18 protein-coding genes and 2 pseudogenes are annotated in these 19,481 nt (G+C 64.0%); 11 read left to right on the top strand and 9 right to left on the bottom strand.

What is annotated here, in order from left to right; translation table 11 throughout:
* Window positions 1–6: 6 nt before the first annotated feature.
* Window positions 7–1,200: an MFS transporter gene (locus tag WM94_RS08260; protein ID WP_061550932.1), complete on the bottom strand. Its 1,194-nt coding sequence runs from the start codon at window positions 1,198–1,200 to the stop codon at window positions 7–9.
* A gap of 399 nt (window positions 1,201–1,599) precedes the next feature.
* Between WM94_RS08260 and WM94_RS08255 the strand changes: the two genes are divergently transcribed.
* The 3 genes from WM94_RS08255 (at window position 1,600) to WM94_RS08245 (ending at window position 3,949) form a co-directional block, all read left to right on the top strand.
* The gene (locus tag WM94_RS08255) at window positions 1,600–2,586 is read left to right on the top strand and encodes a zinc-binding dehydrogenase (protein ID WP_061550931.1); all 987 of its coding nucleotides are present in this window, start codon (window positions 1,600–1,602) and stop codon (window positions 2,584–2,586) included.
* Window positions 2,587–2,693: 107 nt separating this feature from the next.
* Window positions 2,694–3,236, top strand: coding sequence for a WYL domain-containing protein (locus WM94_RS08250; RefSeq protein ID WP_061550930.1), 543 nt, complete (start codon window positions 2,694–2,696; stop codon window positions 3,234–3,236).
* Window positions 3,237–3,469: 233 nt separating this feature from the next.
* Window positions 3,470–3,949, top strand: a complete 480-nt coding sequence (locus tag WM94_RS08245) for a transposase (protein ID WP_061550929.1) — start codon at window positions 3,470–3,472, stop codon at window positions 3,947–3,949.
* Window positions 3,950–4,048: 99 nt separating this feature from the next.
* Here the strand turns inward: WM94_RS08245 and WM94_RS08240 are convergent, their stop codons facing one another.
* Entirely contained in the window at window positions 4,049–4,771 is a 723-nt protein-coding gene (locus tag WM94_RS08240; RefSeq protein WP_061550928.1) for a hypothetical protein, read from the bottom strand.
* Window positions 4,772–4,849: 78 nt separating this feature from the next.
* Window positions 4,850–5,152, bottom strand: a complete 303-nt coding sequence (locus tag WM94_RS08235; protein ID WP_047934529.1) for a DUF3077 domain-containing protein — start codon at window positions 5,150–5,152, stop codon at window positions 4,850–4,852.
* A gap of 197 nt (window positions 5,153–5,349) precedes the next feature.
* On the opposite strand from WM94_RS08235, the gene WM94_RS08230 reads away from it, so the two are divergent.
* Window positions 5,350–5,973 (top strand): glutathione S-transferase family protein, encoded by a 624-nt coding sequence (locus WM94_RS08230; RefSeq protein ID WP_061550927.1) that lies wholly within the window; start codon window positions 5,350–5,352, stop codon window positions 5,971–5,973.
* 84 nt (window positions 5,974–6,057) lie between these two features.
* On the opposite strand, the gene WM94_RS08225 is transcribed toward WM94_RS08230, so the two are convergent.
* Complete coding sequence (locus tag WM94_RS08225; RefSeq protein ID WP_061550926.1) at window positions 6,058–7,233, bottom strand: MFS transporter; 1,176 nt, start codon at window positions 7,231–7,233, stop codon at window positions 6,058–6,060.
* Between the two features lie 94 nt (window positions 7,234–7,327).
* Between WM94_RS08225 and WM94_RS08220 the strand changes: the two are divergent.
* Window positions 7,328–8,229, top strand: a pseudogene (locus tag WM94_RS08220) (LysR substrate-binding domain-containing protein).
* A gap of 142 nt (window positions 8,230–8,371) precedes the next feature.
* Window positions 8,372–9,358 carry a 5'-nucleotidase gene (locus WM94_RS08215; protein WP_013972027.1) on the top strand — a complete coding sequence of 329 codons (987 nt, stop codon included), beginning with the start codon at window positions 8,372–8,374 and terminating at the stop codon, window positions 9,356–9,358.
* A gap of 116 nt (window positions 9,359–9,474) precedes the next feature.
* On the opposite strand, the gene WM94_RS08210 is transcribed toward WM94_RS08215, so the two are convergent.
* Window positions 9,475–10,116 carry an HD domain-containing protein gene (locus WM94_RS08210; RefSeq protein ID WP_061550925.1) on the bottom strand — a complete coding sequence of 214 codons (642 nt, stop codon included), beginning with the start codon at window positions 10,114–10,116 and terminating at the stop codon, window positions 9,475–9,477.
* A gap of 130 nt (window positions 10,117–10,246) precedes the next feature.
* On the opposite strand from WM94_RS08210, the gene WM94_RS08205 reads away from it, so the two are divergent.
* Window positions 10,247–11,218: a GlxA family transcriptional regulator gene (locus WM94_RS08205; protein ID WP_061550924.1), complete on the top strand. Its 972-nt coding sequence runs from the start codon at window positions 10,247–10,249 to the stop codon at window positions 11,216–11,218.
* Window positions 11,219–11,298: 80 nt separating this feature from the next.
* On the opposite strand, the gene WM94_RS30420 is transcribed toward WM94_RS08205, so the two are convergent.
* Together WM94_RS30420 and WM94_RS08200 are read right to left on the bottom strand one after the other, a co-directional pair.
* Window positions 11,299–11,460, bottom strand: a complete 162-nt coding sequence (locus WM94_RS30420; protein ID WP_024086757.1) for a hypothetical protein — start codon at window positions 11,458–11,460, stop codon at window positions 11,299–11,301.
* A gap of 172 nt (window positions 11,461–11,632) precedes the next feature.
* Window positions 11,633–12,826: an ATP-binding protein gene (locus WM94_RS08200; RefSeq protein ID WP_061550923.1), complete on the bottom strand. Its 1,194-nt coding sequence runs from the start codon at window positions 12,824–12,826 to the stop codon at window positions 11,633–11,635.
* 242 nt (window positions 12,827–13,068) lie between these two features.
* On the opposite strand from WM94_RS08200, the pseudogene WM94_RS08195 reads away from it, so the two are divergent.
* The 3 genes and pseudogenes from WM94_RS08195 to WM94_RS08185 all read left to right on the top strand — a co-directional run bounded on the left by WM94_RS08195 (window position 13,069) and on the right by WM94_RS08185 (window position 17,102).
* Window positions 13,069–14,825 (top strand): annotated as a pseudogene (locus WM94_RS08195) (OPT family oligopeptide transporter).
* A 170-nt stretch (window positions 14,826–14,995) separates the two neighbouring features.
* Complete coding sequence (locus WM94_RS08190) at window positions 14,996–16,273, top strand: bifunctional O-acetylhomoserine aminocarboxypropyltransferase/cysteine synthase (protein ID WP_024086755.1); 1,278 nt, start codon at window positions 14,996–14,998, stop codon at window positions 16,271–16,273.
* 64 nt (window positions 16,274–16,337) lie between these two features.
* Window positions 16,338–17,102, top strand: a complete 765-nt coding sequence (locus WM94_RS08185) for a hypothetical protein (RefSeq protein WP_054572963.1) — start codon at window positions 16,338–16,340, stop codon at window positions 17,100–17,102.
* Window positions 17,103–17,435: 333 nt separating this feature from the next.
* On the opposite strand, the gene WM94_RS08180 is transcribed toward WM94_RS08185, so the two are convergent.
* Complete coding sequence (locus tag WM94_RS08180; protein ID WP_061550976.1) at window positions 17,436–17,657, bottom strand: hypothetical protein; 222 nt, start codon at window positions 17,655–17,657, stop codon at window positions 17,436–17,438.
* A 54-nt stretch (window positions 17,658–17,711) separates the two neighbouring features.
* A complete protein-coding gene (locus WM94_RS30415; protein ID WP_167506594.1) occupies window positions 17,712–17,879 on the bottom strand; it encodes a hypothetical protein in 168 nt (55 codons plus the stop codon).
* Window positions 17,880–18,124: 245 nt separating this feature from the next.
* Here WM94_RS30415 and WM94_RS08175 point away from each other — a divergent pair.
* A partial coding sequence (locus tag WM94_RS08175) for a T6SS effector BTH_I2691 family protein (protein ID WP_305728127.1) occupies window positions 18,125–19,481 on the top strand: 1,357 nt, incomplete at its 3' end.

Below are 19,481 nucleotides of genomic sequence, written 5' to 3'. Positions count from 1 at the left end.
CAGGGGTCAGGCGCGGCTGACGACAGGTTGTGACTGGGCAGGTACGCGGCGGTCGAGGCGGCCGCTGTACAGGGTCAGGGCCAGGGCACCGAGGGTGACCAGCGCGGCAATCCATGGGGTGTGGCCGAGGCCGAGTTGTTGCACCACCTGGGCACCGCCCCAGGAGCCACCGGCCACACCCAGGTTGAAGGCGGCGATGTTGAAACCGGCCGCCACGTCGACTGCGTCGGGGGCGACCTTTTCCGCCTGCTGCACCACGTACACCTGCAGGCCCGGCACATTGCCGAAGGCCACCGCGCCCCAGGCCAGTACGGTGATTACCACCAGTACCGGATGCGGCGCGGTGAAGGTCAGCGCCAGCAGCACCACGGCCAGCAGCAGGAAGATGATCGACAGTGCCTTGACCGGGCCTTTGCGGTCGGCCAGGCGGCCGCCCCAGATGTTGCCCAGGGCAACCGAAAAGCCGTAGGCGAGCAGCACCAGGGCGACGCTGTTGGCGCCGAAGCCGGCGATGTCCTGCAGGATCGGGGCAAGGAAGGTAAAGGCGATCAGCGAGCCGCCGTAACCCACGGCAGTCATGGCATACACCAGCAGCAGGCGCGGTTGCAGCATCACCCGCAGTTGGCGCAGCAGCGGTGCCGGCTGGCTGTGCTGGATGCGCTTGGGCACGAACACCAGTGCGCCGAGCAGCGCTACCAGGCCGAAGGCAGCCACCACCAGGAAGGTCACGCGCCAGCCGAAGTGCTGGCCGATGAAGCTACCCAGCGGGATACCGGTGACGAAGGCCACGGTCATGCCACTGAACATGGTGGCGATGGCGCTGGCGGCTTTTTCTTTCGGCACCAGGCTGGTGGCGATGATCGAGCCCACCGAGAAGAACACCCCGTGGGCCAGGCCGGTGAGGATGCGCGCCATGATCAGCGATTCGTAGCTGGGCGCCTGCCAGGCCACCAGGTTACCGGCTGTGAACAGCGCCATCAGGCCGACCAGCAGCAGCTTGCGCGGGACGCGGCCGGTCATGGCGGTGAGCAGGGGCGCGCCGATGGCGACGCTGAGGGCGTAAAGGCTTACCAGCAGGCCGGCCGAAGGCAGTGTCACTGCCAGGTCATTGGCGATGGTCGGGATGAGGCCGACGATCACGAACTCCGTGGTGCCGATGGCGAAAGCCGCCAGGGTCAGGGCTAACAAGGCGAGAGGCATTTGAGAATCACCTGTGGAAGGTTGGGATGGGTGGATTCTCGGGGGGACGTGGGGACGGGAAAAAGATGGGCGCGGGACAATGAGTTTTGATCTGAAAGCAAAGGTTGCGATTGGGCTGTTGCGAAAGGGTCAATCTTTTGTGTTGCCCGCGAATGGAGGGCGAAGCACTGCCCGAAGGGCACGCTTGAAAATAAATTTCTAAAGACAGTTGCTCCCACCGGAATTGCACAGGCTCCGGGCTGGTGCTGTACCTGTAGGAGCTGGCTTGCCTGCGATGGGCCGCCCAGCGGCCCCGCTTTTTTGTCCTCCAGTCAAAACACCTTGCCCTCACCGCACCTTTTTCCCACGCCCGATCCCCGCTAGCCTGCCGCCCACACCCGTCTCGTAAGGACCCGCACCATGCCAACCGATCATCAAGCCTGGGCCTGGACCCCGAACGCCGGCCTCGACGGCCTGCAACTGCTGCGTAAACCCCTGCCACAACCCGGCCCCGGTGAGGTGCTGGTGGCCAACCGCGCCATTGCCCTCAACCCGGTGGACTGGAAAATCTGCGAGTGGGGCCACCCGGCCTGGCAGCAGGGCACGGTCCCGGGCGTGGATGGCGCCGGTGTGGTAGTCGCGGTTGGCGCAGGCGTCGACATGCCGTTGGGCAGCCGCGTCGCCTACCACCAATCGCTGGCGCGTGACGGCAGTTTTGCCGAGCACTGCCTGCTCGATGCAAGCCTGGTCATGCATATCCCCAGCGCGCTCGGCGACACCGCCGCGGCCGCCGTGCCCTGCCCCGCCCTGACCGCCTGGCAGGCCCTGGCCAAGGTACCCGAAGGTGCCAGCCGCGACGTGCTGGTGATCGGCGCCGGTGGCGCGGTGGGCTTCTACCTCGCGCAGCTGGCCGCGCAGCGTGGCCTGCGCGTGTGGGCCAGTGCCGGCCAACACCACCACGCCTCGCTCAAGGCCCTCGGTGTGAGCGGGGTGTTCGACTATCACGACGCCGACTGGCAGAACCAACTGCAGGCCGCCCTGGGCGAGCGCCCGCTGCATGCCCTGTTCGACACCGTCAGCGGCGCCCATGCCGGCAGCCTGGCCCACCTGCTCGGCTACAACGGCCACCTCGTGTGCATCCAGGACCGCCAGGAAACCGCACCAACGCCCGCTTTCAGCACGGCGATCTCGCTGCATGAAGTGGCGCTCAACAGCATTCATGCCTACGGCCAATTGGCAGACCGCCAAGCCCTGCGCGTGGCCGGTGAAAAATTGCTGCAGGCCATTGCCGATGGTCGCCTGATCGCTCCACAGCGCCGCGAGTTCACCTTCTCTGCTTTGCCACAGGCTCTGCGGCAGCTGAAAGAGGGCCAAGGCACAGGCAAATGGGTGACGCGCCTGGACTGAACGCCAAATGCGAAAACTTGGATCCCATTCTGCTACAAGGTATGCTGAGCAATAGCTAAACGCCACTACTTAGGCAGGCTTCGTGCCTGCCTTCAAGGACGAGCCCTTTGCCCAGCCACCCTACCCGCCACACCATCGCCCGCCAGTGGCAGCTGCTAAAGCTGCTGCCAGGCCGTCACCCGGGGATGAGTTCCACCCAGTTGCAGGCCGCCCTGACCACCGTTGGCTATATCACCAGCAAACGCACGGTCGAACGCGACCTGGTCGAACTCGCGGCACTGTTCCCGCTGCAGTGCAACAGCAAAGGCATGCCCTACGGCTGGTACTGGCAAGCGGGCCTGAGCCCTGGCGAAGCGCAACAGCTGCAGCCCGATGCGCTCACACCTGCGGAACAGGTCGAGTTGCACGCCTGGGTCGATGATGCCCTTGCCCGGCGCCTTGAGGCGTCGCCACTGTCGGCAGATATGCAACTGACGCTGCAGGCGGAAGGTGGTGCCACCCTGGTAGCTACCGTCGACGACAACCGCTCGCTGATGGGCTGGCTGCTATCCCAGGCCGGCTCGATCCGCGTGCAGGCGCCGCAGGCATTGCGACAGGCCATGCTCGTGCAGTTGCGCCAGAGCCTGGCGCTGCACGAGGGTGGTTGTTGACCGGCAAGAACACCAACCCCGTGGCGAGTCACTGACCTGTAGGAGCAGCCTTGTGCTGCGAAGAGGCCGGTACTGACCAAAAATGTGTATCGCTCGTACCGGCCTCTTCGCAGCACAAGGCTGCTCCTACAAATGTGTATGACTGAAAAAACGGGTAACGATCTGCCAACGTCGGTTGCGTCTGGGATCTCTATTGTAGGTATCCCACACGGAACGGATGCGAGGAAGATTACATGGATCGTGCTGAGGCCAACCGGCTACGTCGGGGGCGTTTTTCAGAGCCTGGCAGGCTGTACCTGCTGACCACTGTCACCCATGCACGCAAGCCACTGTTTCAGGATCTTCGCACAGCTCGCCTGGTCATCAGGGAGCTGAGGCAGTCGGAACGGCTTGGCGCTTGCCGCTCACTCGCCTGGGTGCTGATGCCTGACCACTTGCATTGGCTGGTGGAGCTGCGTGTCGTCACATTAAGTAGCCTGATGCGACAGTTCAAATCGCGATCTGGTACGGCATTGTGCAAGGCGGGCGTGAGCCCGGGCCCAGTCTGGCAACGCGGGTTTCATGACCGAGCGCTGCGCCAGGAAGATGATGTGCGCAAGGTAGCCCGATACATCGTTGCCAATCCTCTGCGGGCTGGCCTGGTAGCAGAGATTGGCGATTATCCACACTGGGACGCAGTATGGCTCACTGACAGCCTGCACAACTCCTTGTAGGAGCAGCCTTGTGCTGCGAAGAGGCCGGTACAGGTGGTACACATGTTCAGTCAGTACCGGCCTCTTCGCAGCACAAGGCTGCTCCTACAGGTGAGGCGTTCAGTGCGGGTTACGGCGCGACAGGCAGGCATACGCCAGGCCCAGCACGCTGGCCGCCAATACGCCGAGCAGCACCATCAGCTCGCGGCTGTAGCGGGCCACCCAGGCCGGGAAACCGATGACCTCGCGGTAAACCTGTATGTCAGCCTTGCCATCGGCGTGACTGATGCTGACCCCGCCCTGGCGGATCTGCGAATAGTCTGCATCGAAATACACCCATACCTTGCATACGCCACCCGGCTCGATGGTGGGGATATCCGCTTGCATGGTGGAGGTTTCCACGATGGTGTCATTGCCAGTTGCATCGCGCACCTGCACCAGGCCTTTCGCCGGCAGGCGGATTTTCACCTGGCGCACCTGCGCATCACCACGGTTGCGCAGCTCGATGAGCAGACCGGTACGGTGGTCGACCAACCCGGCCTCGAAGGGCTTGGCGAACAGCTGGGCATACGGCGCCTGGGCCATTTCGATCAGCCGCTCGACCTGATCGTGGCTCAGCCCGCCCTCGCTGATGGCATTGATACGCCCCTGCAACTGCTCGTACTTGAGCTGTTCGCTGGCTTTGGTGATGCGTTCGCTGAACTGGCTGGGATAGGTGAGATAGGCATAGGTCAGCGATGCCTCCAGGCGCGGGTTGCCCCTGAGCAACCCATAGGCGGCCAGCAGGACCATCAGGCCAAGCAGCACGGCTACGAGGAGTTTCCCCACCTTGTCCCAGCTCAATGCGAACTTCCTTCTGTCGTGATACAGAGATTCAAACTGACCAAGGGTGCCAAGTTCATGGTCCCCAGGCAAGCCTGACTAAGGCTCCTGCTCGCCTCCCCGAGCCTGGCGCAACTGCTGCAACTGGCCGTCGATCAGCGCCTTGGCCATGCCTGCCAGGTAGTACGTGGCCTGCATCATCGCCTTGCGGTCACCGGGCCGGTCGATGGCCTTGCGGGTGAGTTCGGTAATGCAGCCCATGATGCTCGAGGCCTCCATCAATGCCGTGCGCATCGGCAACTGCGCGTTCATCTGCACCAGTTCGGCACCGCCGTTGCCAAAACGACCCGCTGCACGCACGACATTGAGATTGCCGTTTTCTTTCGGAGTGTCTTTGTCCATGTCCATTTCCTCGGGTTACGAGGGTGCCGAGACTAGGGCGCTGCCTGCCCCGCCACAATAACCTTGGGGGTGGAAAGGCTTACTTTCGGAAATGGACTACAAGAACCCTACAAAGAGGACGCTCCGCCACCACGCTGGCTCTTGACCGGCAAGCGGCAGTGACGGACGATCAATCCCCCCTCACAAGGATGAACACCATGCTACGGATATTGGGCAGAGCCTCCTCCATCAATGTACGAAAAGTCCTGTGGGCATGTGCCGAGTTCGAGGTCGCGTTCGAGCGCGAAGACTGGGGGGCGGGCTTCAAGCCCACGGACAGCGCCGAATTCCTTGCGTTGAACCCGAACGCCATGATCCCGGTGATCCAGGATGGCGATTTCACCCTGTGGGAATCCAACAGCATCATCCGCTACCTGGCCACGCGCTATGGCGCCACTGGGTTCTACCCGGGCGAGGCGCAGGCGCGGGCCAGGATCGACCAGTGGATCGACTGGCAGGCCTCGGACCTCAACCGTTCCTGGAGCTACGCGTTCATGTCGCTGGTCAGGCACTCGCCGGCCCACCAGGACCCACAGGCCCTGGCCGCCGGCTGCGCGGACTGGGCGCGCTACATGCATATTCTCGACCGCCAGCTGTCAAGTACCGGTGCCTATGTGGCCGGCAGCCAGTTCACCTTGGCCGACATCCCCATTGGCCTGTCGGTCAACCGCTGGTTCGAAACGCCGTTAGAGCACCCGCACCTGCCGGCAGTGCGCGATTATTACGAGCGGCTGAGCGAGCGCCCGGCCTATCACCTGCATGGCCGTAACGGTACGCCGTAATGGGCAAGACTGTGGGGCTGCCTTGCAGCCCATCGCACCTTGTGTCGCGATGGGGCGCAAAGCGCCCCCAGGGATCTCCACCTGTTACACAGCAACCTGACTCGCCGCAGCCCCCGCCCGCCCCCGCCAAGCGAACAGCAGCACCATCACCAGGCCCAAAACCGCCATCGCCGCCCCCGCCAGGGAAACCGCCGAATACCCAAGCCCCGCATTGATCACCGCCCCACCCAGCGCCGCACCAATCGCGTTACCCAGGTTGAACGCCCCGATATTCACCGCCGACGCCAGGTTGGGCGCATCCTTGGCCGCCTCCATCACCCGCATCTGCAGCGGCGGCACCAGGGCAAAGCTGGCAGCGCCCCACACCAGGATCGCCAGCGCAGTCGGCAGCGGCCAGTCCATCACCAGCGGGAACACCAGCAACACCGCAATCAGCACGGCCAGCGACAGCATCAGGGTACGGTCGATAGAGCGGTCCGCCGCCTTGCCACCCCACACGTTGCCCAAGGTCAGGCCGACACCGAACAACACCAGCATGGCCGTGACGAAGGTAGTCGACGCTGCCGCCTCGCTCTGCAGGATCGGCGCGATGTAGGTAAATACCGTGAACATCGCACTGGAGCCCACCACGGTCAGCAGCAATGCCGCCAGCACCGGCCCGCGGCCGAGCACGCGGATTTCGGCCATGGCCCCGCCACCCTTGGGCGACGGCACATTGGGCAGTGCGTACCAGAGGGTTGTCATTGCCACCAGGCCGAGCCCGGCGATGCCCCAGAACGCCGTACGCCAGCCCAGCATTTCACCGAACCAGGTCGCCAGCGGCACACCGCCGATGGTGGCCAGGGTCAACCCCATGAACATGGCGGCCACGGCCCCGGCGCGCTTCTCTGGCGGCACCACGCTGGCCGCGACGATCGAACCGATGCCGAAGAACGCACCGTGGTTCAGCGAGGTGACCACACGGGCGACCAGCAGGCTGGCATAGTCGCAGGCCAGGGCCGACATCAGGTTGCCGAGGGTGAAGATGGCCATCAACCCGATCAGCAGGTAACGCCGGGGGATCTTCACCGTGGCCAGGGTCATCAGCGGTGCACCGATCAGCACACCGATCGCATAGGCACTGACCAACAGCCCGGCTGCGGGGATGGAGACGCCCAGGTCGGTGGCGATGCTGGGTAACATGCCCATGGGGGCGAACTCGGTGACACCGATGCCGAAGGCACCGATGGCGAGCGCGACAAGAGGTGGATTGATACGCATGGCAAGCTCCTTATCTGTGCTGCAAATGCTACGATCCGAAGCTGAGCCGCACTAGACTGCATTTTTGCGAACCACCTTTGCTCAAGAGGCACAAATGGACTTCAGTGGAAGATCCGGAGAGATGGAAATCTTTGCCAAGGTGGCCCAGGAGGGCAGCCTGTCCGCCGCCGCCCGCGCGCTGGGCCTGACGCCGTCGGCGGTGAGCCGCATCCTCGCGCGGACCGAACAGCGCCTGGGCACCCGCCTGCTGCTGCGTACCACCCGGGCGATCACCCTCACGCCTGAGGGCGAAGCGTATCTGCACGGCGGGTGCTCGCCGACATGCTAGAAGTGGAAGAGGCCATCACCGACCAGGGTGTGCCCCGCGGGCGCTTGCGGGTCAGCGCAGCGCTGGGCCATGGCCGGCTGACCGTGGTGCCGCTGCTGGCGGCGTTCAGCGCGCGCTACCCGCAGGTGCTGGTCGACCTTACCCTCAGCGACGAAGTGGCCGACATTCTCGGCGGCCAGGCCGATGTGGCGCTGCGCTTCGGCCACCTGCCGGACAGCTCGTTGAGCGCCCGTGCCATTGGCGAAACCGGCCAGGTGATCGTCGCCTCGCCCGAGTACCTGGCGCGCTGCGGTACGCCGCTTGTGCCAGAGGACCTGGCCCGGCACAACTGCCTGCGTTTCAACTTCCGCCGCGCCGCACCCGACTGGCCGTTCCGTCGCGACGGGCAGGCGTTTTCATTGAAGGTGACGGGCAATATCGAATGCAGCAGCGGCGAGGCCCTGGCGCAGTTGGCAAGGCTTGGCGCCGGCGTGGCGCGCATCGGTACCTTTACCGTGGCCGATGACCTGGCCAACGGGCAGCTGGTGCCGTTGCTGGAGGCGTACAACCCCGGTGATCGCGAGCCGATCCATGCGGTGTTCGTCGGCGGCCCGGCGATGGCGGCGCGGGTGCGGGTGTTCGTGGATTTTCTGGTGGAGCAACTGTCAGGCCTGCCCAACGCCTTGTAGGAGCAGCCTTGCGCTGCGAAGAGGTCCGTACTGACAATGCATAGCTGTTGCCTGGACCGGCCTCTTCGCAGCACGAGGCTGCTCCTACAGAATCCTGCTGTAGAGGAACCCTTGCCCTCGGCTCATGTTCAGGAGTTGTTTCATGCCCTACCCCATCGAACAGAAACTGGTCATCGGCGTTGCTTCGAGTGCGCTGTTCGACCTCACCGTCTCGGACGACATCTACCAGACCGAGGGCGTCGAGGCTTACCGTCAGCACCAGCAGCAGAACCTGGACGAACCCTTCCCCAAGGGCGTGGCGTTCCCGTTCATTCGCCGCTTCCTGAGCATCAACCAGGCCTTCCCCGAGCAGTTGCCGGTGGAGGTGGTGCTGCTGTCGCGCAATTCGCCGGAGACCGGCCTGCGGGTGTTTCGCTCGATCAACCACTACCAGCTGGACATCACCCGCGCGGCATTCATGTCGGGCCGCTCGCCCTACGAGTACATCCCGGCGTTCAATGCCTCGCTGTTCCTAAGTGCCAACGAGGAAGATGTACAGAAAGCCATCGACGCCAACTACCCCGCCGGGCGGGTGCTGCCGACACGCATCTACGATGACGAGATCGACACCGAATTGCGGGTGGCCTTCGACTTTGACGGGGTGATTGCCGATGACGAGGCCGAGCGCGTGTACAAGCGCGACGACAACCTGGACGAGTTTCAGGAGCATGAACGTGTGCGCAAGGGGATCCCGCATTCGCCGGGGCCCTTGGCGGACCTGTACCGCAAGCTTTCGCTGATTCGCATGCTCGAGGACCGCAAGTTGGCCGAAGACCCGGCGTACAAGCGCATCTTGCGGATTGCCATCGTGACGGCGCGCAATGCCCCTTCGCATGAGCGGGTAGTGACGACGCTGAAGGACTGGGGCGTATCGCCGGACGAGTGCTTCTTTCTGGGCGGGATGGAAAAACCCAGGGTGCTGTCGATACTGAAGCCACATGTGTTCTTTGATGACCAGCGCAGCCACCTGCAGTCACCGGCGGGGGACTTGCCGATGGTGCATGTGCCGTTCGGGGTGGCGAATCGCGAGCGCTCGGCGGCGGACTCTGCGCTCGACGTGCCAGCTCCCACTTCGAGAGCACCGGTTTGATCTGATGCGCAACCTGTGGGAGCGGGCACGCCCGCGAAGGGCCGCAAAGCGGCCCCAATCTGTTTAGCTGACAGGCACCAGGGCCTGCCAACACCGGCAGCACCAGCCCGCTTTACTCAGCTCGCCCAGCAGGACTGCCGAATGACGCTGCAGAAATTCCCAGGCCGGAATGCAGGGTCCTTGTCCGCGATCACATCCGCCTTCACGTTGCCAAAAGTGGTCTGCGGCTTGTGCCGGATGCCGTCGTAAAACGCCTGGATGATCGCCTCCTTGAACCTTTCCCCGCGCGGGTGCGCCTGGACCACGGCATCCCGCGCGGCAATTTCCAGCCCATCGTGGTGCAACCCCAGCACATCAGTCTCTACCCCCGCCGTGACCAGGGCGATCAGCGGGTGCATATGCTCTGGAATACCCGGCGTGGTATGCAGCGCGATCGCTGTCCACACACGCTCGACATCGCGCTCGTCCACGCCGTGGCGCTGGAGGAAATCGCGCGCCGCATTGGCACCGTCCACCTCGAAGCGGCAGCAATCGCTGCTGTGCTGATGGGTCAGGCCCATGTCATGGAACATGCAGCCTGCGTACAACAGTTCACTGTCGTAACGCAGCCCCAGCCGCTGCCCGGCAAGGGCCGCGAAGTAGAAGACCCGGCTGGAGTGGTGGAACAGCAAAGGGGAAGCCGTGTCACGGACGAGCTCGGTGATTTCCCGAGCCATGGCGCTGTCGGGCACCTGGATACCGGCGATGGATGAGGACATGGTCGCTCCTGGGTGGGTTGATGATGAGCCCAGTCTGCGGTCGTGGGCCAATGTCCTCAATTGACTTGTGGCGCCAGATACTGCCATTGTCAGCGGATTACGGACTTGCGGTGCAACGCCCGGAGCCACCATGCCCTCTGCCCCCATCACGGTCGCCATCCTGGCCATGCCCGGCGTACAACTGCTGGATGCCTGCGGCCCGCTCGATGTATTCGCCGAAGCCAACCGCCAGGCCGGCCGTGAAGCCTATCGCCTGCTGTTGCTGGCCTGCGAACCGGGGCCGCTGGTGAGCTCTTCCGGTACGCGCCTGGTCGCCGACGGCTGGATCGGCGAAGACCTGGAAGCCATCGACACCTTGCTGGTCGCCGGCACGCCGCAGGCTGCCGAGCAATACCTGCGCCCCGGCATTCTCGACTGGCTGCGGCAACGCGCGGGCGCTTGCCGGCGTTACGGTTCGGTGTGCACGGGGGCGTTTGCCCTGGCGGCTGCCGGGTTGCTGGATGAACGGCGTGTGACCACCCATTGGGCCGTGGCGCAGCCGTTGGCCGAGCGTTATCCGCGGGTGCAGGTGGATGCCGACGCCATTCAGGTGCATGACGGCAACCTGCGCACCGCTGCGGGGGTAACGGCCGGGTTGGACCTGGCACTGACGTTGGTCGAAGAGGATCTGGGGCGCGACATTGCCAGGCAGGTTGCCGGGCATCTGGTGATGTACTTCAAGCGGCCTGGCGGGCAGCTGCAGTTCAGCCGGCAAGGTGGGACATCACCGGTCGGGCGTTCGGCATTGCAGGGGTTGCAGCGTTACGTGGCCGCCAACCCTGCACTGGACCACGGGGTTGCCAGCCTGGCCGCGCGGGTTGGGCTGAGCCCGAGGCATTTTGCACGGGTGTTTCAGGGTGATGTGGGCATGACCCCGGCCGCATGGGTGGAGCTGGCGCGGGTGAATGCTGCGCGGGCGCGGCTGGAGGCTGGGCGAGAGGCACCGAAGCAGGTGGCGGCGCTGTGCGGGTTTGCCAATGCAGATACGTTGCGGCGGGCGTTCGTGAAGCATGTGGGGGTTACGCCGGCGGAGTATCGCAAGCGGTTTGGGCAGTCGGGGTGAGCTGAACCGTGTTATGTGCGCTCGCGCCGGGTACGCTTTAGCGTCCCGGCCGAGGCTGTGCGCTCCATCGCTAGGTCAGCTTAGCGAGGGCCACCGCCCTGATGGCCGCCAAAGCCACCGCCGCCACCGTGGCCACCACCATGACCACCGCCACCACCCGGCGGCATGAACATCCAGCAGCCTGACAAGGCCGATACCAGCGCCGCAACCAGGGCTGCGCGGAAAAGGTGTTTCGACTTCATTGGAACGCTCCACAAGGCTAGATCTGCTGCCTGCCATTACCAGGTTCGGCAGCGGGCGGATTCTAGAGTGACAGCGTGATGGCCTAGGGAAACTTTTCATATCTTTACAGTCGTACTGGCAATCGGGGAGGACCGTTGCCTGTGATTGCGGCTTGCATGCCTGTAGAGCAGGCTAGCCCAACCGCCAATCATCGCCCGGCATGATACGCCGCATGAACTCATCGAAAAGCGGCACAGTGAACGCCGTATCACCGTGGTTCGGGCTGTAGATCATCCCTTTCTCGATCAATGCACTGCGCAGTGGTGCGAGCGTGGAAACCTTCCGCGCCAGGCTGGCCGCGATATCACCAGAACGATGAGGGCCGGCCCCCAGATCCGCCATGCCACGCAGGTATTTCTTTTCCGCAAGCGTAAGGCGGTCAAAGCGCACCCGGAAGAAGCTCTCATCCAGTGTGGCAATCGCCTGCTCTGAAGCGGTTTCGACATCAGCGCTGGTGATGGGGCTCTGCGAGGCTACATCCCATGAGTGCTTGCCCCACTCCTGCAGGAAGTACGGATAGCCCTGTGAATGTGCCAGCACACTTTCCAGCGCCGCCTCTTCGAATTCCACGCCTTCATCTTCTGCAGGCCGCACTACCGCAAACCTTGCGGCCTCAGGAGCAAGCGGGCCGATCTCAGGGAAATCGAACAGTCGCTCCGCATAGGATTTCGCGTTGCCACAACGGCCGCGCAATTGAGGCAGGCCAGCCCCAACCAGCGTGACAGGTAACTGGCCCTGGGCACAGCGATGCAAGGCTGTAATCAACGCGGCCAACTGATCTTCGGCAACGTACTGCAACTCGTCGATGAACATCACCAGCGCCGTGTCGGCGCGCTGTGCGGCCTTGCCGGCCTCCTCCAGCAAGGTCGCCAGGTCACCTTCCAGGTCACCGTTATCAGCCAAGCCAGGTTCCGGCTCCAGGTCCAGGCCTACTTCTATGTCCGCGTAGGCAACCTTCAACGACTTTGCAAAACCGGCAAGGGCTCGCAACCCCCGTTGAGCCAGGTCCCGAGCCGCTTCCACCCGGCTCAGGCGAAGCAGCGCCAAGCGCAGTTGAGGCGCCAACAACGCGGGTAGCGAACGGTTTTCCGGCGCCTCCATGCGTATGGCATGAACGCCCTCGGCTTCGGCTTCAATGCGCATTTTTTCCAGCAGTACAGTCTTACCCACGCCGCGCAAGCCGACCATCAGCACGCTCTTCGCCGCTCGGCCCCGGCGAATGCGGGCGATTGCGATGCTTACCTGCTTGAGCAATGCGTCGCGACCAGCCAATGCCGGCGGCGGCGCGCCTGCTCCCGGGGAATAGGGATTAGCGATCGGGTCCATGACTTATACCGAGTTTAGGAAAGTTATCGAATTTAGATAACTTAACTAATCTCTCTTGATTCGGCAATGTCAGCAAAAGCAAGCCCCTGTGCACAGCACTTTTCTTGAGACCCGACGGTGTTGCCGCTAGCACTTCCGGGCTATTGCCGGACACCTTTCACAACCAGAAGCGACAGTGAACCTTTGTGGCAGCAGTGGCTCAGTTGTGCAAAGCGCGCTTACCACTCCGACAAGGGATTGCCATGAGACCTGCCCCCTCCACCGCCCTTCCCCAGGCTCGCATCGAACGTGAACTGAGCCCGCGGGCGGTGCTCACCGGTGTAGCGCTGGGCATTCTGCTGACGCCCTCGAATGTATACGCGGGCCTTCGGATCGGCTGGTCGTTCAACATGTCGATCATCGCCTTGCTGGTCGGTTTCACCCTGTGGCAGGGCCTGGCGGGGCGCAGCAAGGGCCGGCCCACATGGACGTTGCACGAAAGCAACATCAACCAGACCGTGGCCTCGGCCGCCGCTTCCATCGTTTCTGGCGGGCTGGTCGCGCCGATCCCCGCCTATACCCTGCTCACCGGTCACCAGCTGGACCCGGTGCCGATGATGGCCTGGGTGTTCTCCGTGAGCTTCCTGGGCATCTGGATCGCCTGGTATCTGCGCCCCGCCCTGCTCGATGACCATGGCCTGAAGTTCCCTGAGGGCATGGCGACCCTGGAGACATTGCAGCAGATCTACCGCCACGGCCACGAAGCCATGATGCGGATAAAGGTGCTGTGCAGCGCCGCGTTGCTGTCGGGGCTGGTGAAGTGGATTGACGGGTTTGTCTGGACGATACCGCGCTGGGCACCCTCGCCTGTGCTCGAGCGCCTGACCTTCACGTTCGACCCTTCGCTGATGCTGGTCGGCTTCGGCGGCATCATCGGTATCCGCGTGGGCCTGACGCTGCTGTTCGGCGCCGCGCTGGCCTGGGGCGGGCTGGCACCGTGGCTGATAGACCATGCCCTGGTGGTATTGGCCCCGAACGCCAGCGGCCCACAGTTCGCCGCCCTGGTGGAATGGCTGTTGTGGCCGGGCGTCAGCCTGATGGTATGCGCGACCCTGACGTCATTGTCGGTTCGCCTGTTGCAAATGCCCCGGCAGAGGCCCACCGCCCCGCTGGCAAGTCGGGCAGCGCACGCCCGTGGGCGGTTTCCCCTGGCACCTGCGTGCGGCTGCTATTGTCCATTGCGCTTGTGGTGGCGTTACAGGCGTTGCTGTTCGGCATCGACTGGTGGATGGCGCTGTTGAGCATTCCCTTGGCGATATGCCTTGCGGTGGTCGCCGCGCGCGTGGTCGGCGCCACCGGTATTGCGCCGATCGGCGCCATCGGCAAGCTGTCGCAGCTGAGCTTTGGCTTGATTGCCCCGGGCCAGGTGGCCATCAACCTGATGAGCGCCAACACTGCCGGTGGCGCGGCCGGGCAAGCCACCGACCTGATGAACGACTTCAAGGTTGGCCAGGCGATCGGCGCGACGCCACACAAACAACTGATTGCACAGTGCCTGGGCATCCTCATCGGCAGCGTGGCGGGCGTGCTGGTGTACCTGGTGCTGATTCCCGATCCGCAGACCCTGCTGCTCACCGAGCAATGGCCCGCACCGGCCGTGGCAACCTGGAAGGCCGTGGCCCAGACCCTGATGCAGGGGCTGGGGGCGCTGTCGCCGGAGCTGCGCTGGGCGATTGTGGCCGGCAGCGCGGCAGGCGTAATACTGGGCACGCTGGACAGCCTGCTGCCGCAATGGGTGGCGCGTTGGCTGCCGAGTACCGGCGCACTGGGGCTGGCGTTCATACTGCCGGCATCGATCAGCATGATGATGGGGTTCGGCGCGGTGGTCACCTGGCTGGTCGGTTGCCGTTGGCCGAGCGTTACAGAGCGGTTTGCGATCACGGCCGCAGCGGGGCTGATTGCCGGGGAAAGCATTACCGGGGTGGCGGCATCGTTCTGGGAGATGGTGAGAATGCTGTAGCGGTTGGCATGGCACGTGCCATGCTGCACCTGCGCGCCATTTACAACGTTCTAACGCGCCCTTGAATGCAATGGGCTGCTGCCGGGCAGCCCATCGCGCGTTCACCCTTGACCCACACCCTCCCGCCACCACATGCTCAATCGCTCCACCCACGCTCAAGGAACGATTGCATGAAGCTGGAAACCCTCGCCATCCACGCAGGCTTCAGCCCCGACCCGACCACCCGGGCAGTGGCCGTACCGATCTACCAGACCACCTCCTTCGCCTTCGACGACACCCAGCACGGCGCCGACCTGTTCGACCTGAAGGTGGCCGGTAACATCTACTCGCGCATCATGAACCCCACCAACGACGTGCTAGAGCAGCGCATGGCCGCCCTGGAGGGCGGGGTTGGCGCGCTGGCGGTGGCCTCGGGCATGGCGGCCATCACCTACGCCATCCAGACCGTCGCCGAGGCCGGCGACAACATTGTCTCGGTGGCCAAGCTGTACGGCGGCACCTACAACCTGCTGGCCCACACCCTGCCACGCATGGGTATCCATACCCGCTTCGCCGCCCACGACGACATCGACGCCCTCGAGGCATTGATCGATTCGCGCACCAAGGCGGTGTTCTGCGAGTCCATCGGCAACCCTGCCGGCAATATCGTCGACATCGCCGCGCTGGCCGAGGCTGCCCACCGCCATGGTGTGCCGCTGATCGTCGACAACACCGTGGCCACCCCGGTGCTGTGCCGGCCGTTCGAGCACGGTGCCGATATCGTCGTGCACTCGCTGACCAAGTACATCGGCGGCCACGGCACCAGCATCGGCGGCATCGTCATCGACTCCGGCAAGTTCCCCTGGGCGGACAACAAGGAGCGCTTCGCCCTGCTCAACACCCCCGACCCGTCCTACCATGGTGTCACTTACACCGAAGCCTTCGGCCCCGCCGCCTTCATCGGCCGCTGCCGCGTGGTGCCATTGCGCAATACTGGCGCGGCGCTGTCGCCGTTCAACGCCTTCCTGATCCTGCAAGGCCTGGAAACCTTGGCCTTGCGCATGGAGCGCCACACCGAGAACGCGCTGAAGGTCGCCCGTTACCTGCAAGCCCACGAGCAGGTAGCGTGGGTGAAATATGCAGGGCTGCCTGACCACCCCGAGCATGAACTGGCCCAGCGCTACACCGGCGGCAAACCAGCGTCGATCCTGTCGTTCGGCATCAAGGGCGGCCAGGCGGCCGGTGCGCGCTTCATCGATGCGTTGCAGCTGGTGGTGCGCCTGGTGAACATCGGCGACGCCAAGTCGCTGGCCTGCCACCCCGCCTCCACTACCCACCGCCAGCTCAACGACGAGGAGCTGGAAAAGGCCGGCGTGCCACGGGACATGGTGCGCCTGTCGATCGGCATCGAGCACAGCGACGATATCATCGCCGACCTGGCCCAGGCGCTGGAGGCCAGCCGCGGTTGATTCATCTGCGCCCTACCCAATGCCTACGGCGGGCGCACCTTCCGCACATCTGGATAGCCCTGCGATGACCCTGTTCTACCTCAAGCTGATCGTCACCCCGCTCCTTATGTGGGCCATCTCCCTCGCCTCGCGTCGCTGGGGCGGCCTGCTCGGTGGGTTGCTGTCCGGCCTGCCGATCACTTCGGCCTTGGTAATGACCTTCCTGTGCCTGGAGCAGGGCACGGCCTTTGCCCTGGGTGCGGTGCCCGGCGCGCTGGGCGGCCTGGCGGCGGTGCAGGCCACGTACACCTTCTACCTGTTCGCCACACGCAGGCTCGGCATCGGCTGGGCAGTATTGCTGGCGATGCTGTTCTATGGCGTCGCGGCCTACGCGTTTACCCACGGGGGCAACCTGTACCTGTCGATTGCCGTGGCGCTGGTGCTGATCGGCGTGCTGATACGCGCCAGCGGCCGCGAGCCCAGGCCGGACACCCTGGTCCGGCCCCGGCATCGATTTTGGGAAATCCCTCTGCGCATGGTGTCTGCAACTTCGTTGCTGATGGTCACCACAAGCCTGGCCAATTGGCTGGGCCCGGCGACCAGCGGGATGCTGGCGCCGATCCCGGTGATTGCCTGGCCGCTGGTGGTGTTCGCCCATGTGCAGACTGGCCGTGCCGGAATGGCGGCGATGGTGCGGGGCAATGCGATCGGGGCGGTGGGGGTGATTGCGTTTTATCTGGTATTGGCGGGGCTGCTCGATGCCTGGGGTGTCGCAATTGCCATCAGCCTGGCAATGCTTTGTGCCGTGATCCTGACAGTGGGGCTGGCGGCTGCGTTGCGACGGGGGTGATACACCGGCGCGCATGCCAGGGCTGTGTCCATCGGGGCTGCTGCGCAGCCCATCGCAGGCAAGCCAGCTCCTACAGGATCACTACAGCCTTCAAGGCAGATGCAGTACCTGTGGGAGCGGGTTCACCCGCGAACACCGGCGTAGCCGGTGCCATGCACTGCGTTGGATTCTTCGCGGGCATGCCCGCTCCTACAGGATTACCACAACCTTCAAGGCAGCCGCAGTACCTGTGGGAGCGGGTTCACCCGCGAACACCGGCGCAGCCGGTGCCATGCACTGTGTCGGATTTTTCGCGGGTAAACCCGCTCCCACAGGGCCCCGCCCTATCAATGGTCACTCCCTGCGCTGATCCAGGTCTACCGCAGGCTGCTCCACGCTCTGCCTGCCGTCATCAGCCAAGCTGTCTTCCTCCTGCCAATCACCACCCTCTTCTTCGTTCATGAGCGGGTCGTCGTCAGGGTCGGGTATGGTCGGGCGGTCGGGGTCAACGGCCAGGTCAGGTGAAGTGGGCACGTCCAGGTTCGTGCCGCCTTGTGCATTCGGATCGGGGCTCATCGCTGCATACCTCGCAAGAAAAGGTGTGAACCGCATTCGTTCCGGGCAATTCCGTCAGCGAGGCTGCGGGTGCTCGGCAGAAACCGAATTGTTGGCCTGCACGTCCTCCATCTCCTCCTCGATCGGGCCTTCGTCATCCGAAGGTAGCGGGATCTCTCCGTCACCGCTGCCGGGCTGGGATTCGGTTTGCTCGAGGCCGGGGTCATTCTGATCGTTTGCCATGGAAGTTCTCCTGGGTTTGCGCATTGATCGCGCATACAGATCGGACGGAAAACGGCCAGCAGCAGTGCCTTGGGTTCGACAGGTGGCGCAAAAGGCCGGGGTACCGATCATGGCCCCATATAGAGCTAAACCATTATTCAGAGACGTTTCCTACAAGCTTTTAGGAAGCCCAATGCCTCTCTAGAAAGCGATTCCCCGTTAGTGTTCAGAGGTCGACAAGGACCTGTCCAACACGAGGATCGCTCATGACCATCAGCCAACGTATTGCCCTCGCGATTGCCGAAGCCGGGCTGCCGCACGACCAGTGCATGTTCTGCGAGCGCCAGGGCCTGCCGATCCTGCCGCTGCGCCGCGCCCTGGTGCCCGATACCCGCCCCGAGTGTGTTTCCACCGTGGCGGATAACCGGCATATCACGGCGAAGATCGGCTTGCGCACCTTGCGCAGGGGCTTCCTGTATGTGCTGCTCGACCAGCAGGTCTGGCATGCCTATGCCGTCAGCGAGCAAGGTCATCTGCGCCGCTTCAACCCTTACGAGCCGCCAGATGGCCCGCCTTCGCCGCTGCCCGAAAAATGCGTGAACGCAGATCACGACATTCCTTCGGCCTTTCTCAACCTCGATACCGACAGGTACACCAGCGCCTGGCTGGCCTTCTCCAGTGACGCCTGGCCGGTGAGCGTGCTGAACGCCTACAAGAGCGGCGCGTCGCCTGCGCATCGCTTCGAGGGCCTGGACCTGATTCAGGCGCGCAACAATCCCGAACTGCTGGGCATCGCCATGACGCCCGATAAGCTTGGGGTCGACCAGCAGGTGTTCGAGTACGCCCAGCATGGCTGTGCCCCCTTCGACAGTGCGCATGGCTTCCACAGCCGCTGGTTGCGCCGGTTCGCCCTGCGAGGGTATCTGGTCAATGCGATCAACCGGCACCAGCTGGAAAACGGCGTGCTGGCAGTGGTGCTCGACGACACTGTCGGGCTGATTCAGGAGTACAACCATCAGCGCCTGAACTGGGTAGTGAAGCGTCAGGCCTGGCGTGAAGACCCGATGCGCGCCTATCAGCTGCAGACCTCGCAGATCCTGCAGATCATTCGCGCCACGCACAGGGAATGGGCGGCGCAGAAGGTGCCGTCGCTGGAACCGATGACGGGTGATGGGCCGCCGGTGTTCACCGACCCGGCAGTCGAGCGGCAGCTGTTGGTCGAGCGTGCGCAGCAGGAGAGTGACGAGCGGCTTGAAGAGCGCTACCACGAACCGCAGCGGGCCGCGTTCCAGACTGAATATGAGCAGCAGGAACGTGAGTTTCAGCGTTACATCGACAAGGACGCGCAGGCGTACGTTGCCTTGTTCGATACGCCCATGTTCAAGGTGGCCGAGGCGTACGACTACGACGGTAATGATCGTGAGTCCGGGGTGGCCTACGCCAAGACCATGGCCCTGTGCCTGGGCGGTGGGGTTACGGAAGCTGTCGTCCCCCGCCTTGAACCGCATGTTCCCGCTTCCGGCACCAGCGAACTGCTCTGGCTGAAATGGCTGCAGGACCCTGACAGCCCGCCCTACCGTGCCTTGCTGATGCGCGACCAGGCACTGCTGGCCGGGCTGCTGC

Source organism: Pseudomonas sp. ABFPK, from assembly GCF_001586765.1.
Classification (GTDB): domain Bacteria; phylum Pseudomonadota; class Gammaproteobacteria; order Pseudomonadales; family Pseudomonadaceae; genus Aquipseudomonas; species Aquipseudomonas asiatica.
The sequence above is the reverse complement of the archived record's forward strand: the minus strand, read 5'-3'. Positions and strand labels throughout refer to the sequence as shown.

What these genes read in the sequence shown, in the direction of transcription:
- WM94_RS08260 (WP_061550932.1), bottom strand. Translation starts at nt 1,200, where the DNA reads ATGCCTCTCGCCTTGTTAGCCCTGACCCTGGCGGCTTTCGCCATCGGC.
- WM94_RS08255 (WP_061550931.1), top strand. Translation starts at nt 1,600, where the DNA reads ATGCCAACCGATCATCAAGCCTGGGCCTGGACCCCGAACGCCGGCCTC.
- WM94_RS08245 (WP_061550929.1), top strand. Translation starts at nt 3,470, where the DNA reads ATGGATCGTGCTGAGGCCAACCGGCTACGTCGGGGGCGTTTTTCAGAG.
- WM94_RS08235 (WP_047934529.1), bottom strand. Translation starts at nt 5,152, where the DNA reads ATGGACAAAGACACTCCGAAAGAAAACGGCAATCTCAATGTCGTGCGT.
- WM94_RS08230 (WP_061550927.1), top strand. Translation starts at nt 5,350, where the DNA reads ATGCTACGGATATTGGGCAGAGCCTCCTCCATCAATGTACGAAAAGTC.
- WM94_RS08225 (WP_061550926.1), bottom strand. Translation starts at nt 7,233, where the DNA reads ATGCGTATCAATCCACCTCTTGTCGCGCTCGCCATCGGTGCCTTCGGC.
- WM94_RS08215 (WP_013972027.1), top strand. Translation starts at nt 8,372, where the DNA reads ATGCCCTACCCCATCGAACAGAAACTGGTCATCGGCGTTGCTTCGAGT.
- WM94_RS08210 (WP_061550925.1), bottom strand. Translation starts at nt 10,116, where the DNA reads ATGTCCTCATCCATCGCCGGTATCCAGGTGCCCGACAGCGCCATGGCT.
- WM94_RS08205 (WP_061550924.1), top strand. Translation starts at nt 10,247, where the DNA reads ATGCCCTCTGCCCCCATCACGGTCGCCATCCTGGCCATGCCCGGCGTA.
- WM94_RS30420 (WP_024086757.1), bottom strand. Translation starts at nt 11,460, where the DNA reads ATGAAGTCGAAACACCTTTTCCGCGCAGCCCTGGTTGCGGCGCTGGTA.
- WM94_RS08200 (WP_061550923.1), bottom strand. Translation starts at nt 12,826, where the DNA reads ATGGACCCGATCGCTAATCCCTATTCCCCGGGAGCAGGCGCGCCGCCG.
- WM94_RS08190 (WP_024086755.1), top strand. Translation starts at nt 14,996, where the DNA reads ATGAAGCTGGAAACCCTCGCCATCCACGCAGGCTTCAGCCCCGACCCG.
- WM94_RS08185 (WP_054572963.1), top strand. Translation starts at nt 16,338, where the DNA reads ATGACCCTGTTCTACCTCAAGCTGATCGTCACCCCGCTCCTTATGTGG.
- WM94_RS08180 (WP_061550976.1), bottom strand. Translation starts at nt 17,657, where the DNA reads ATGAGCCCCGATCCGAATGCACAAGGCGGCACGAACCTGGACGTGCCC.
- WM94_RS30415 (WP_167506594.1), bottom strand. Translation starts at nt 17,879, where the DNA reads ATGGCAAACGATCAGAATGACCCCGGCCTCGAGCAAACCGAATCCCAG.